The organism is Nocardioides epinepheli (assembly GCF_037936805.1).
In the GTDB taxonomy this organism is placed as follows: domain Bacteria; phylum Actinomycetota; class Actinomycetes; order Propionibacteriales; family Nocardioidaceae; genus Nocardioides.
In genome coordinates, this window is record NZ_JBBMMC010000012.1 from 141364 (window position 1) to 153434 (window position 12071).

Below are 12071 nucleotides of genomic sequence, written 5' to 3' on the forward strand. Positions count from 1 at the left end.
GGCCGACTGTCGGTGCTCGCCCCCACACTGTGGACATGGAGATCGGCACCTTCCTCATCCTCGTGCTCGGGCTGCTCCTCGGCGGCCTCGCCGGGGCCGCGCTCGGCTACGCCGCGGGCGTGCTGCGCCCGCGTGCGACGCCCGCCGACGACGTCCTCGCCGACCGGCTGGGCACCGCGCTCGACCAGCAGGCCGTCGTCCGTGAGGGGCTCGAGCGGCTGCACGACCAGATGCGCGACCTCGAGCACAACCGGGTCGCCTGGCAGGGGCAGCTGCATCAGCAGGTGGCCGACATGCGCTCCTCCACCGACTCACTGCGCCGCGAGACCCAGACCCTGTCCACCGCGCTGCGCCGTCCGCAGGTCCGCGGCCGCTGGGGCGAGATGCACCTGCGCCGAGCGGTCGAGCTGGCCGGCATGGTCGACCGCTGCGACTTCACCGAGCAGGCCCGGCTCGACGACGGCGCCCAGCGCCCCGACCTGGTCGTCCACCTCGCGGGCGGTCGCTCGGTCGTCGTCGATGCCAAGGTGCCGTTGGACGCCTTCCTCGACGCCACTGGATCCGACGACGAGGAGGTCCGCGCCTCGCACCTGGCTCGGCACGCGGCCCAGTTGCGCACCCATGTCGACCAGCTCGGCTCGAAGGCCTACTGGCGCTCGCTGGAGACGTCTCCGGAGTTCGTGGTGCTGTTCGTCCCGGCCGAGTCGTTCCTGTCGGCGGCCCTCGAGCAGGACGGCTCCCTGCTCGAGCGCGGCGCCGGGCGCGGCGTCGTCCTGGCCACTCCCACGACCCTCATCGCCCTGCTCCGCACGGTCGCGCTCGGCTGGTCGCACGAGGCGCTCACCGCCCAGGCCGCCGAGATCCACCGGCTCGGCCGCGAGCTGCACAGTCGGCTCGGCACCTTCGGCGCCCATCTCGACCGGGTCGGGCGCTCGCTGAACGGTGCCGTCGAGCACTACAACAGCGCGATCGGCTCGTTCGACTCTCGCGTGCTGGTCCAGGCGCGGCGGTTCGAGTCGCTCGGCGTCACCACCGACGACCTCGCGACGCCGCGTACCGTGCCGCTGCACGCCGTCGGCTCGCTTCGGCGCGGCGAACCCGGCGAAGGGCCACCAGCCCGTAACGTGGAGCTGTGAACCTGCCCGGTTCCCGCACCATGTGGGAGGAAGGCCGCGAGCCCGGTCGCGAGGTCGCCGCGCTCGGAGTGGCGCTTGCCCTCACCGCTGCCGCGATCGACCTCCTCCTCACCGATCAGGTCGGCCTGCTCTTCGACCTCGGCTTCGTCGCCCTGTGCGTCGGGCTGGCGCTGGCGGTGCGTCCCAGCGACTTCTTCACCGTCGGGGTGCTCCCGCCGCTGCTCATGCTCTCGACCTTCCTGCTGCTGGCGATGTCGCGCGCCGAGGCGATCGCCAGGTCCGGCGACGGCGTCGTCCAGGCCGTGGTCTCCGGGCTCTCCCACCACGCGATCGCCCTCGCGCTCGGTTACGGCCTGGCCCTCGGTGTGTTGTTCATCCGGCAACGGGTGGCCGCCGAGCGGCTCACTCGAACCGCTCAGGATCCCCGGCTCCCCGTCTGATCACCTCCGGCTCACCGCTGGACCAGTCGACCACCGTCGTCGACTCCGCGGGCGTCTCGCCCGCCTCGACGACGATGTCGACCTCGTGGTCGAGGTCCTCCTTGATCTCCCAGCCCATCGTGCGCGGCTCGGTCTCCCCGGGCAGGATCAGCGAGCTGCTCAGCAGTGGCTCGCCGAGCGCCTCGAGCAGCTGCTGCACGAACCGGTGATCGGGGATCCGCACCCCCACCGTGCGCTTCTTGGGGTGCAGGAGCCGCTTAGGAACCTCCGGCATCGCCGGCAGGATGAACGTGTACGGCCCCGGGGTGGCGGCTCGGATCGAGCGGAAGGCCGCCTTGTCGACGTGCACCATCTGACCGAGCTGGGCGAAGTCCTTGCAGATCAGGGTGAAGTGGTGCCGCTCGTCGAGCCCCCTGATCCGCAGGATCCGGTCGCGTCCCTCGCGGTTGCCGATCCGTGAGCCGAGGGCGTACCCCGAGTCGGTCGGGTAGGCGATCAGCTGATCGTCGAGGAGCGCATCCACCACCTGCTGCACCAGGCGCGGCTGCGGGTTGTCCGGGTGGATGTCGAGGTACCTGGCCATGGCCTGATCCTCCCACTCCCCTGCTCCTCTCCCGATCTCATGGGAGACAATTCGCCCAGGCACAGTGTCCGCGGCGCATCGACCCGGTAGACAGGTGCCCGAGAGCCGTAGGAACGACAGGATCACCATGCCCTTGCCCGAGCCCGACGAGGCGACGCCCCGACGTCGCCGGGTCTCCTACGTCCTGCCGGTGTTCAACGAGTCGGGCAACATCGCGGTCTTCCACGAAGCGCTCGTCGCGGCCACCAAGACCAGGCCCGAGATCGACTTCGAGTTCGTCTACGTCGACGACGGCAGTCGTGACGACTCCCTCGAACGGCTGCTTGAGCTGCGGGCCGAGGACGACCGGGTCACGGTGCTCGCCCTGTCGCGGAACTTCGGTCACCAGCTCGCGGTCACCGCGGGCGTCGACGCCTGCGCGGAGGCCGACGCCGTGATCATCATGGACACCGATCTGCAGGACCCGCCCGCGGTGAGCATCGAGATGATCACGCTGTGGGAGAAGGGCGTCGACGTGGTCTTCGCCCAGCGTCGCAGCCGGAAGGACTCCTCCTTCAAGCGCGCGACGGCGTACGCGTTCTACTGGGTGCTGGACCGGATGGCCGACATCGAGATCCCGCGCAACGTCGGCGACTTCCGCCTCATGGACGCCAAGGTGGTCGCCGAGGTGTCGCGCTATCGCGAGCACGACCGGTTCCTGCGCGGCATCGTCGCGCACGTCGGCTTCCGGCAGGAGGCGCTGCTGTTCGACCGCGACCCGCGCTACTCGGGAGAGACCGGATACCCGCTTCGCAAGATGATCCGGTTCGCCGCCAGCGGCCTCGTCGGGTTCTCGACCGCGCCGCTACGGTGGATCTCCCGGCTCGGCTTCGCCATCTCCGGCTTCTCGCTGCTGCTCGCCCTCTACGTGCTGGGGGTGCGGCTGTTCCGTCCGGAGGAGTCGGTGCCCGGGTGGGCGTTCCTCGGCGTCGGCATGTTCCTGCTCAGCGGACTCCAGCTGATCATGATGGGCGTCATCGGCACCTACCTGGGCCGGGTGTACGTCGAGACCCAGGACCGTCCCCTGTACTCGCTCGCCCTGACCGCGCGCGGCTCTCGGGACGGTGGGCCCTGAAGCCGGTCCTCTCACCGACCCTGGTCCGGTTCGCAGGGGTCGGTGTCATCAACACCGCGCTCGACCTCGGCCTGTTCCTGCTGCTGCACGAGCGGCTCGGCATCGTGCTGGCGAACTTCGTCTCCACCAGCGCGGGCATGACGTTCAGCTTCGTCGTCAACGGCCTCTTCACCTTCTCCGCCGACCGGCTCACCCTGCGCCACGCCCTGCTCTTCCTGGCCACCACCGGCGCCGTCATGTGGCTCTTCCAGCCGCTGGTGATCCACCTGCTGGCGATGCTCATCGAGCCGCTGGTCGTGGTGAAGGTGCTCTCGATCGGCGCCTCGTTCGTCGCCAACTTCCTCGCCTACCGCTACGTCGTCTGGCCGAGCGAGCAGCGCCCCGCGACGAACGAACGGGGCGCGTAGCGACCTGACGCCGAGTCGGCACTTGGGCTTAACAGAAACGCCGACTCGGCGGAGAAGAAACGCCGAGTCGGCGTTTGTGCTTAACGCAAACGCCGACTCGGCGATAAGTCAGGCCTTGCCGGCGGCCTTCAGGTCGCGGCGCAGCTCCTTGGGCAGGGAGAAGATCAGCGACTCCTCGGCCGAGTGGACGGCGCGCGCGTCGGGGTAGCCGCGCTCGGCGAGGAAGGCGAGCACGCCTTCGACCAGCGACTCCGGCACCGAGGCGCCGGAGGTGACCGAGACGGTGGAGACGCCGTCGAGCCAGGCCTCGTCGATCTCGGAGACGTCGTCGACCCGATAGGACGCCGCGGCACCGGCCTCGAGGGCGACCTCGACCAGACGCACCGAGTTCGAGGAGTTCGCCGAGCCCACGACGATGACCAGGTCGGCCGCCGGGGAGATCTCCTTGACGGCGAGCTGGCGGTTCTGGGTGGCGTAGCAGATGTCGTCGCTGGGCGGGTCGAGCAGCAGCGGGAAGCGCTCACGGATCGCCGCGACGGTCTCGAGGGTCTCGTCGACCGACAGCGTGGTCTGGGAGAGCCAGGCCACCCGAGCCGGGTCGCGCACCACGATGTCGGCGACGTCGGCCGGGCTCTGCACGAGCTGGATGTGCCCGGGCGCCTCGCCCGCAGTGCCCTCGACCTCCTCGTGCCCCTCGTGTCCGATGAGCAGGATGTCGTAGTCGTCGGCGGCGAAGCGTCGCGCCTCGTGGTGCACCTTGGTGACCAGCGGGCAGGTGGCGTCGATGGTCTTCAGCTCCCGCTCCTCGGCCTGGCGGTGCACCTCCGGGGAGACGCCGTGGGCCGAGAAGACGACGGTCGCCCCGGCAGGCACCTCGGTGAGCTCTTCGACGAAGATCGCGCCACGGGTCTCGAGGTCGGCCACCACGTGCTTGTTGTGCACGATCTGCTTGCGCACGTAGACCGGCGCGCCATAGAGGTCGAGCGCCTTCTCGACGGTGACGACGGCTCGATCGACGCCGGCGCAGTACCCGCGTGGGGCGGCGAGCAGGACGGCGCGCTCGGCCTCGTCGGGCGAGAGGATCTGCGGGGTACCGAGGTCAGTACTCATTCGCCCATCCTACGAGCGCGGTCCTGGTAGACAGTCATCGTGAGGTACGTCGTGATGGGGGCCGGCGCGATCGGCGGGGGTGTCGGTGGGCTGCTGCACCGCGCCGGGATCGAGACGACGCTGGTGGCGCGCGGCGAGCACCTGCGCGCCCTGCAGGCCGGTGGCCTGCGGCTCCACGTCGGCGAGGAGCCGGAGACGGCCCTCACGGTCCCGGTCGTCGCGGCGCCGGCGGAGGTGGAGCTCACCGACCAGACGGTGGTGCTGCTCGCGGTGAAGTCGCAGCACACTGCGACCGCCCTCGACGCGCTCGTCCCGCACCTGCGCCCCGAGACGCCCGTGGTCTCGCTCCAGAACGGCGTCTCGAACGAGCGGGCCCTGAGCCGCCGGGTCTCGCGGGTGTACTCGGTGACCGTGATGATGCCGGCCAGTCATCTCGAGCCGGGCCGGGTCCGCCTGCACTCCGCCGGCAGGCCGGCCCTGCTCGACATCGGCCGCTACCCCACGGGCGTCGACGACGTCGCGCGCGCGATCGCCGCCGACCTGCGCGCGGCCGGCTTCGACAGTGAGCCGCGCGCCGACATCATGGCGTGGAAGTACCGCAAGCTCATCGTGAACCTCGGCAACGCCGTCGACGCCGCCTGCCCCGTCGACGACGACTTCGTCAGCCTGGTCCAGCGCCTGCACGCCGAGGCCGAGACGGTCCTGGCGGCCGCCGGCATCCCGGTGGTGAGCGAGGAGACCGACCAGGAGCGCCGCGGCCAGCTGTTGCGCCCGCTGGTCGACCGTGCCGGCGTGGGCTCCTCGACCTGGCAGAGCGTCCGCCGCGGCACCGGCGACGTCGAGGTCGACCACCTCAACGGCGAGATCGTCCGCCTCGGCCGGCTCCACGGCGTCCCGACCCCGGCCAACGAGCTGGTCCGCCGCACCCTGCACGACGTCGTCCGCCGCGGCGCTGCGCCGCAGAGCGTGCCCGCGGCCGGCCTCCTGGACCAGTTGGATCAATCGGCTCTCTCGTAGCGGCCGAACTCGTCGAGGTCCGAGGTGGGTCGACCTACAGACGCGCCGGCTCAGCGTCGATGCCGGGTGGCCGGAATGCCGAGGGCCCCGACACCGGGTGGTGTCGGGGCCCTCGGGCGGTGCTGCTGGGATCAGGCCTTGTCCTCGGACTCCTCGGCGGCCTTCTCGCTCTCCTCGGCGGCCTCCTCGGACTCCTCGTCGGCTGCCTCCTCGGGGGTGACCTCCTCGGCCTCCTCCTCCGCGGCGGTCTCCTCGGCCTCGGCCGGGGTCTCCTCGGTCTCGACCGGAACCTCCTCGACCTCGACCTCCTCGGAGCTCTCGTCCTTGTCCAGCGCCGGGGCGGCGGGCTCGGACTTGGTGGCCTTCGCCTTCGAGGTCTTCGCCTTCGGCTGGTAGGCCTCGGTGACGAGCTCGATCACGGCCATGGGGGCGTTGTCGCCCTTGCGGGGGCCGATCTTGGTGATCCGGGTGTAGCCACCGGGACGCTCGGCGAAGGTCGGCGCGATCTCGGTGAAGAGCACGTGGACGACGCCCTTGTCGCGCACGACCTTGAGCACCTCACGACGCTGGTGCAGCGCGTTCTCGCCGCGGTGCGCCTTGACGGCCTTGGTGATCAGCTTCTCGGCGTGCGGCCGCAGGGTGCGGGCCTTGGCCTCGGTCGTGGTGATCCGGCCGTGCTCGAACAGCTGGCTGGCCAGGTTCGAGAGGATCAGACGCTGGTGCGAGGGGCTGCCGCCGAGGCGGGCGCCCTTCTTCGGTGCGGGCATGGTGCTTCTCGATTCTCCCGGGCCGTATCAGGTACCCGGGTTAGAGGGATGTGAAGGTGAAGCGTCGGTGAGCCGGGCGGCTCAGTACTGCTCGTCCTCGACGAACGCGTCGTCGTCGTCGTCGCCGTAGGCGGCGAGGGCGGCGTGCGGGTCGAACCCGGGCGCGCTGTCCTTGAGCGAGAGGCCCATCTCGACCAGCTTGGCCTTGACCTCGTCGATGGACTTGGCGCCGAAGTTGCGGATGTCGAGCAGGTCCTGCTCCGAGCGGCTGATGAGCTCACCCACGGTGTGGATGCCCTCGCGCTTGAGGCAGTTGTAGGACCGCACCGTCAGCTGCAGGTCCTCGACCGGCAGGGCGAGGTCCGCGGCGAGCTGCTCGTCGACCGGCGAGGGGCCGATGTCGATGCCCTCGGCCTCGACGTTCAGCTCACGGGCCAGGCCGAACAGCTCGACCAGGGTCTTTCCGGCCGAGGCGATGGCGTCGCGCGGCAGGATCGAGGGCTTGGTCTCGACGTCGATGACGAGCTTGTCGAAGTCGGTGCGCTGCTCGACACGGGTGGCCTCGACCTTGTAGGTCACCTTGAGGACGGGGCTGTAGATCGAGTCGACCGGCATCCGGCCGATCTCGTTGTCGTTGCCCTTGTTCTGGACCGCGGACACGTAGCCGCGACCGCGCTCGACGACGAGCTCCATCTCCAGCTTGCCCTTGTCGGACAGGGTGGCGATCTTCAGGTCGGGGTTGTGGACCTCGACGCCGGCCGGCGGTGCGATGTCGGCGGCGGTGACGTCACCGGCGCCGGACTTGCGCAGGTACATGGTGACCGGCTCGTCGTGCTCGGAGGAGACGACAAGGCCCTTGAGGTTCAAGATGACCTCGGTGACGTCCTCCTTGACGCCCTCGATGGTCGAGAACTCGTGCAGGACGGTGTCGATCTTGATGCTGGTGACGGAGGCGCCGGGGATCGACGACAGCAGGGTGCGGCGCAGCGAGTTGCCGAGCGTGTAGCCGAAGCCGGGCTCGAGCGGCTCGATGACGAACCGGCTGCGGAAGTCGCCGACGGTCTCCTCCGACAGGGTGGGGCGCTGTGCGATGAGCACTGTTTTCTTTCCTTCCCGGGCCGACCGCTATTTGAGGGCCCAGATCTGCAGGTGGTGGTCCCTCGGCCCGGGCGGAAACGCTCCCGGGCCGAGGGCCGGCGACGAGGTCACTTCTTGGAGTAGTACTCCACGATCAGCTGCTCTTGGATGGGCATGTCGATCTGCGCGCGGATCGGCACCGAGTGCACCAGGATCCGCATCCGCGAGGGGATGACCTGCAGCCACGCCGGGACGACGCGCTCGCCGTGGGTCTCGCGGGCGACGATGAACGGCGTCATCTCCTGCGACTTCTCCCGCACGTCGATGATGTCGTACTGGCTCACCTGGTAGGACGGGATGTTGACCTTGTGGCCGTTGACCAGGAAGTGACCGTGGGTCACCAGCTGGCGGGCGTGCCGACGCGAGCGGGCGAAGCCGGCTCGGTAGACGACGTTGTCGAGGCGGCACTCCAGGAGCTGGAGCAGGTTGTCACCGGTCTTGCCGGCGCGCCGCGAGGCCTCGACGTAGTAGTTGTGGAACTGACGCTCCATGACGCCGTAGGTGAAGCGGGCCTTCTGCTTCTCCTGCAGCTGCGAGCGGTACTCGCTCTCCTTGATGCGCGCACGGCCGTGCTGGCCGGGCGGGTAGGGACGCTTCTCGAAGGCGGCGTCGCCACCGACGAGGTCGACACCGAGACGGCGCGACTTGCGGGTCATAGGTCCGGTGTAACGGGCCATGATTTAAGTCTCCTGTTCCTGTCTCGGTGGCTCAGACGCGCCGGCGCTTGGGCGGGCGGCAGCCGTTGTGGGGGGCGGGGGTGACGTCCTGGATGGTGCCGACCTCGAGGCCGATCGCACCCAGGGAGCGGATCGCGGTCTCGCGACCCGAGCCCGGGCCCTTGACGAAGACGTCGATCTTCTTCATGCCGTGCTCCATCGCCCGGCGGCCGGCGGCCTCGGCGGCCATCTGCGCGGCGTACGGCGTGGACTTACGCGAGCCCTTGAAGCCGACGGTGCCGGCAGAGGCCCACGAGATCACGGCCCCGGTGGGGTCGGTGATCGTGACGATCGTGTTGTTGAACGTGCTCTTGATGTGGGCCTCGCCCTGAGCGACGTTCTTCTTCTCCTTGCGGCGCACCTTCTTGGCGCCCGCGCGAGCCTTGGGAGGCATCGGTTATCTCCTTGTGAGCTGGTCTGTGAGGGAAGGGAGTGAGCTCGCCGTGAGGCGATCGATCACTTGGCCTTCTTCTTGCCGGCAACCGTGCGCTTGGGGCCCTTGCGGGTGCGCGCGTTGGTCTTGGTGCGCTGCCCGCGGACCGGAAGGCCCTGACGGTGGCGGCGACCCTGGTAGCTGCCGATCTCGATCTTGCGGCGGATGTCGGCCTGAACTTCACGACGGAGGTCACCCTCGATCTTGAAGTCCTGGGTCTCGATCTCGTCACGAAGCTTGACCAGCTCGTCGTCGCCCAGCTGGTGCACCCGCAGATTCGGGTCGACACCGGTCAGCTCGAGGAGCTTCTGGGCGCGGGTACGGCCGATGCCGTAGATGTAGGTGAGCGCGATCTCGATGCGCTTGTCGCGCGGGAGGTCGACGCCGACGAGGCGTGCCATGTGATGGCCTTTCGATTCTGCAGAGGTTTCGTACGCGATGCGTCCGGGCCCTGGTGGGGCGCCGGCTCCGGCCTTCTGCTCCGGAGGTGCTTCGGTCCCGTCGGGACGAGGGACCTAGCGATCGCGTTGGGTGTGTGTTCAGTTGTGGTGCCTGACGAATCGGTCCGTGCACGGGGCGCGAACCGGGGTCGTCAGCCCTGCCGCTGCTTGTGGCGGGGGTTCTCGCAGATGACCATGACGCGGCCGTGGCGACGAATCACCTTGCACTTGTCACAGATCGGCTTGACGCTCGGGTTGACCTTCATGTCAGCCCTCTCTCGCTCGTATCGGCTGCTTACTTGTACCGGTAGACGATCCGACCTCGGGTGAGGTCGTACGGCGAGAGCTCCACCACCACGCGGTCCTCGGGGAGGATCCGGATGTAGTGCTGACGCATCTTGCCGCTGATGTGCGCGAGAACCTTGTGGCCGTTGCTGAGCTCGACCCGGAACATCGCGTTGGGGAGGGCCTCCACGACGGTGCCCTCCATCTCGATCACGCCTTCTTTCTTCGGCATGTCCTCACATTCTTGTCGCTGTGACCGCACCGTTCTGTGTGGTGAGGTCGGGTTGTCTACCGTGTGACCCGGGAACCTCGCTCGCGCGTGGACCTCATGCGGCCGTTCTGCGCTCCTCATCCCGGGCACAGCGCTGGACCCCTGGTGGAGTGATCAGCACGTACGCGAGCAGCCGCGAGGCGTCACAGAACAGACCCATGTTGGGCCGACACGCCAGTTTAGGTTCCTGGGGCACGGAAACACGAATCCGTGCTACCGGTCCCCTCCTGCGGGACTACTTGACGAGCAGCCGGAGGGTGTCCTCGCGGGTCGGGGACGTCGCCGCCTCCGTGCCGCGGTAGGCCCCGGTGACCGGGTTCACCATCACCTCGTCGACGTCGTAGGTGGCCGCGAGGTCCTCGATCTGTGCGCGCGCGGCGTCGGGGTCGCCGATCACCCACTTCTGGGCCATCGCATCGACCAGCTGCTGCTGGTCGGGGCGCAGCGAGCGCCCCTCGGCGTCCTCGACGAGCAGCTGGGCCTCCAACGGCTGGCCGGTGCGCAGGGCGAGCATCTGGTGCAGCTGGGGCTGCGCGAGGCGCTCGGCCTCCTCGGTGGACTCCGCCACCGCGGCGTTGACGGTGAGGAAGGTCTTGGGCTCGGCGAGCTCGGGCGAGGGCTGGAAGTTGGCGCGGTACAGCTGGAGCGCCTCGGCGGTGCCCTTGCCGGAGAAGTGGTGGGCGAAGACGTAGGGCAGCCCCTTCTCGGCGGCGAGGAGCGCGGAGTACTCGCTGCTGCCGAGCAGCCAGACCGTCGGGACGCCGATCGCGTGCGGCGTGGCGCGCAGCAGGTGGGTGCCGCCGCGCAGGCTCAGGCCCGCACCCTCGAGGCTCATCATCGCGATGATCTCGTCGACGTACTGCGGGAAGTGGTTGACGGCGTCGTCGCTGACTCCCCCGCCGCCGTGCCGCAGCGCCCAGCTGGTCACCGGGTCGGTGCCGGGGGCACGGCCCAGGCCGAGGTCGATCCGGTCGGGGTAGGCGGCCTCGAGCAGCGAGAACTGCTCGGCCACCACGAGCGGGGCGTGGTTGGGCAGCATGACGCCGCCACTGCCCACCCGGATCCGGTCGGTGGCGGCCGCCACCATCGCGATCATCACCGGCGGGTTGGTGGCCGCCACGGCCGGCATGTTGTGGTGCTCGGCCAGCCAGTAGCGGCGGTAGCCGAGCTCGTCGGCGACGCCGGCGAGCGACAGGGTCGCGCGCACGGCGTCGCCGGAGGTCTGGTCGGAGCGGACGGGCACGAGGTCGAGCACGGAGAGCGCAGTCATCACCAGGCACAACACGGCGCGGCGGCGGGACATTCCACGGCCCCCTGCGGCCTGCTCAGCGACACGAGCTCAGTGACACGAGGGCCTCCGCCGGATCGGCGGAGGCCCTCGTGTTCGGTGCTCCCGTGTGGCAGGTGCTGGATTCGAACCAGCGTAGGCTGTGCCGGCTGATTTACAGTCAGCTCCCTTTGGCCGCTCGGGCAACCTGCCGGGATGTCACCTCCGGCTTTGCCGGTCGGCGACGAGGGAAGACAATAGCGCAGCGACCGCGGATGCGCGGAATCGCTGAGATCAGTCCACGACACGCTGGGAGCACAGACCACCATGGCCGACTCGTCCTTCGACATCGTCAGCAAGATCGACCGCCAGGAGGTCGACAACGCGCTGGGGCAGACCGCACGCGAGATCGCCACCCGCTTCGACTTCAAGGGCACCGGCGCCACCATCGAGTGGCAGGGCGAGGCCGCGATCGAGATCACCGCCTCGGCCGACGACCGCGCCAACGCCGTCCTCGACGTCTTCAAGGACAAGCTGATCAAGCGTCAGCAGAGCCTGAAGATCCTCGACGCCTCCGAGCCGCGGCCCTCGGGCCAGCAGAGCAAGATCGCGATCGCGCTCAAGGAGGGCATCACCTCCGAGGACGCCAAGAAGATCACCAAGCTGATCCGCGACGAGGGCCCCAAGGGCGTCAAGGCGCAGATCCAGGGCGACGAGCTGCGCGTCTCGTCCAAGAAGCGCGACGACCTCCAGGCCGTGCAGCGGCTGGTCAAGGACCAGGACTACGACTTCGCGGTGCAGTTCACCAACTACCGCTGACCCACCTCTCGGGTACTCACGCCGCCCCGGAGGTGAGCAAGCCGGACGAGCGCGGAGGTTGAGCAAGCCGGGAGGGCGAGGAACGAGCCCGCCTGACAGTCGGCCGCCGACGAAACCTCCCAACCGACC

General features: G+C 69.3%; 16 protein-coding genes and 1 tRNA gene. 6 read left to right on the forward strand and 11 right to left on the reverse strand.

Annotation, left to right across the window (positions count from 1 at the left end; genetic code table 11):
* The first annotated feature begins 35 nt into the window (after positions 1 to 35).
* Positions 36 to 1136, forward strand: a complete 1101-nt coding sequence (locus WMR31_RS16500) for a DNA recombination protein RmuC (protein WP_340539967.1) — start codon at positions 36 to 38, stop codon at positions 1134 to 1136.
* A complete protein-coding gene (locus WMR31_RS16505; protein WP_340539968.1) occupies positions 1133 to 1576 on the forward strand; it encodes a DUF6542 domain-containing protein in 444 nt (147 codons plus the stop codon). Before WMR31_RS16500 ends, WMR31_RS16505 begins: the two co-directional genes overlap by 4 nt.
* Here WMR31_RS16505 and WMR31_RS16510 read toward each other — a convergent pair.
* Positions 1539 to 2159: an L-threonylcarbamoyladenylate synthase gene (locus WMR31_RS16510; protein ID WP_340539969.1), complete on the reverse strand. Its 621-nt coding sequence runs from the start codon at positions 2157 to 2159 to the stop codon at positions 1539 to 1541. The genes WMR31_RS16505 and WMR31_RS16510 overlap by 38 nt on opposite strands.
* Before the next feature lie 127 nt (positions 2160 to 2286).
* Here WMR31_RS16510 and WMR31_RS16515 point away from each other — a divergent pair, with 127 nt between their 5' ends.
* Positions 2287 to 3273 carry a glycosyltransferase family 2 protein gene (locus tag WMR31_RS16515; RefSeq protein ID WP_340539970.1) on the forward strand — a complete coding sequence of 329 codons (987 nt, stop codon included), beginning with the start codon at positions 2287 to 2289 and terminating at the stop codon, positions 3271 to 3273.
* Between the two features lie 20 nt (positions 3274 to 3293).
* The gene (locus WMR31_RS16520) at positions 3294 to 3680 is read left to right on the forward strand and encodes a GtrA family protein (RefSeq protein ID WP_340539982.1); all 387 of its coding nucleotides are present in this window, start codon (positions 3294 to 3296) and stop codon (positions 3678 to 3680) included.
* 108 nt (positions 3681 to 3788) lie between these two features.
* On the opposite strand, the gene WMR31_RS16525 is transcribed toward WMR31_RS16520, so the two are convergent.
* Positions 3789 to 4790: a 4-hydroxy-3-methylbut-2-enyl diphosphate reductase gene (locus WMR31_RS16525; RefSeq protein ID WP_340539971.1), complete on the reverse strand. Its 1002-nt coding sequence runs from the start codon at positions 4788 to 4790 to the stop codon at positions 3789 to 3791.
* Positions 4791 to 4829: 39 nt separating this feature from the next.
* Here WMR31_RS16525 and WMR31_RS16530 point away from each other — a divergent pair, with 39 nt between their 5' ends.
* Positions 4830 to 5807, forward strand: a complete 978-nt coding sequence (locus WMR31_RS16530) for a ketopantoate reductase family protein (RefSeq protein ID WP_340539972.1) — start codon at positions 4830 to 4832, stop codon at positions 5805 to 5807.
* Between the two features lie 131 nt (positions 5808 to 5938).
* Here WMR31_RS16530 and rplQ read toward each other — a convergent pair whose 3' ends face one another.
* The 9 genes from rplQ to WMR31_RS16575 all read right to left on the reverse strand — a co-directional run bounded on the left by rplQ (position 5939) and on the right by WMR31_RS16575 (position 11336).
* The gene (gene rplQ, locus WMR31_RS16535; RefSeq protein WP_340539973.1) at positions 5939 to 6574 is read right to left on the reverse strand and encodes a 50S ribosomal protein L17; all 636 of its coding nucleotides are present in this window, start codon (positions 6572 to 6574) and stop codon (positions 5939 to 5941) included.
* An 81-nt stretch (positions 6575 to 6655) separates the two neighbouring features.
* Positions 6656 to 7672, reverse strand: a complete 1017-nt coding sequence (locus tag WMR31_RS16540; protein WP_340539974.1) for a DNA-directed RNA polymerase subunit alpha — start codon at positions 7670 to 7672, stop codon at positions 6656 to 6658.
* A gap of 107 nt (positions 7673 to 7779) precedes the next feature.
* Complete coding sequence (gene rpsD / locus WMR31_RS16545) at positions 7780 to 8388, reverse strand: 30S ribosomal protein S4 (protein ID WP_340539975.1); 609 nt, start codon at positions 8386 to 8388, stop codon at positions 7780 to 7782.
* 31 nt (positions 8389 to 8419) lie between these two features.
* Positions 8420 to 8821: a 30S ribosomal protein S11 gene (gene rpsK / locus WMR31_RS16550; protein WP_038681087.1), complete on the reverse strand. Its 402-nt coding sequence runs from the start codon at positions 8819 to 8821 to the stop codon at positions 8420 to 8422.
* 62 nt (positions 8822 to 8883) lie between these two features.
* The gene (rpsM, locus tag WMR31_RS16555; RefSeq protein ID WP_340539977.1) at positions 8884 to 9261 is read right to left on the reverse strand and encodes a 30S ribosomal protein S13; all 378 of its coding nucleotides are present in this window, start codon (positions 9259 to 9261) and stop codon (positions 8884 to 8886) included.
* A 191-nt stretch (positions 9262 to 9452) separates the two neighbouring features.
* Positions 9453 to 9566, reverse strand: a complete 114-nt coding sequence (gene rpmJ / locus WMR31_RS16560) for a 50S ribosomal protein L36 (protein ID WP_004008316.1) — start codon at positions 9564 to 9566, stop codon at positions 9453 to 9455.
* A gap of 29 nt (positions 9567 to 9595) precedes the next feature.
* Positions 9596 to 9817, reverse strand: coding sequence for a translation initiation factor IF-1 (gene infA / locus WMR31_RS16565; RefSeq protein ID WP_232679687.1), 222 nt, complete (start codon positions 9815 to 9817; stop codon positions 9596 to 9598).
* Between the two features lie 274 nt (positions 9818 to 10091).
* Complete coding sequence (locus WMR31_RS16570) at positions 10092 to 11159, reverse strand: LLM class flavin-dependent oxidoreductase (protein WP_340539980.1); 1068 nt, start codon at positions 11157 to 11159, stop codon at positions 10092 to 10094.
* Positions 11160 to 11254: 95 nt separating this feature from the next.
* Positions 11255 to 11336 (reverse strand) — tRNA-Tyr (locus WMR31_RS16575).
* A gap of 114 nt (positions 11337 to 11450) precedes the next feature.
* On the opposite strand from WMR31_RS16575, the gene WMR31_RS16580 reads away from it, so the two are divergent.
* Positions 11451 to 11942: a YajQ family cyclic di-GMP-binding protein gene (locus WMR31_RS16580; protein ID WP_340539981.1), complete on the forward strand. Its 492-nt coding sequence runs from the start codon at positions 11451 to 11453 to the stop codon at positions 11940 to 11942.
* Positions 11943 to 12071: the final 129 nt, after the last annotated feature.

What these genes read in the sequence shown, in the direction of transcription:
- rpsD (WP_340539975.1), bottom strand. Translation starts at nt 8,388, where the DNA reads ATGGCCCGTTACACCGGACCTATGACCCGCAAGTCGCGCCGTCTCGGT.
- rpsK (WP_038681087.1), bottom strand. Translation starts at nt 8,821, where the DNA reads ATGCCTCCCAAGGCTCGCGCGGGCGCCAAGAAGGTGCGCCGCAAGGAG.
- WMR31_RS16525 (WP_340539971.1), bottom strand. Translation starts at nt 4,790, where the DNA reads ATGAGTACTGACCTCGGTACCCCGCAGATCCTCTCGCCCGACGAGGCC.
- rpmJ (WP_004008316.1), bottom strand. Translation starts at nt 9,566, where the DNA reads ATGAAGGTCAACCCGAGCGTCAAGCCGATCTGTGACAAGTGCAAGGTG.
- WMR31_RS16580 (WP_340539981.1), top strand. Translation starts at nt 11,451, where the DNA reads ATGGCCGACTCGTCCTTCGACATCGTCAGCAAGATCGACCGCCAGGAG.
- WMR31_RS16500 (WP_340539967.1), top strand. Translation starts at nt 36, where the DNA reads ATGGAGATCGGCACCTTCCTCATCCTCGTGCTCGGGCTGCTCCTCGGC.
- WMR31_RS16510 (WP_340539969.1), bottom strand. Translation starts at nt 2,159, where the DNA reads ATGGCCAGGTACCTCGACATCCACCCGGACAACCCGCAGCCGCGCCTG.
- rpsM (WP_340539977.1), bottom strand. Translation starts at nt 9,261, where the DNA reads ATGGCACGCCTCGTCGGCGTCGACCTCCCGCGCGACAAGCGCATCGAG.
- infA (WP_232679687.1), bottom strand. Translation starts at nt 9,817, where the DNA reads ATGCCGAAGAAAGAAGGCGTGATCGAGATGGAGGGCACCGTCGTGGAG.
- rplQ (WP_340539973.1), bottom strand. Translation starts at nt 6,574, where the DNA reads ATGCCCGCACCGAAGAAGGGCGCCCGCCTCGGCGGCAGCCCCTCGCAC.
- WMR31_RS16570 (WP_340539980.1), bottom strand. Translation starts at nt 11,159, where the DNA reads ATGTCCCGCCGCCGCGCCGTGTTGTGCCTGGTGATGACTGCGCTCTCC.
- WMR31_RS16515 (WP_340539970.1), top strand. Translation starts at nt 2,287, where the DNA reads ATGCCCTTGCCCGAGCCCGACGAGGCGACGCCCCGACGTCGCCGGGTC.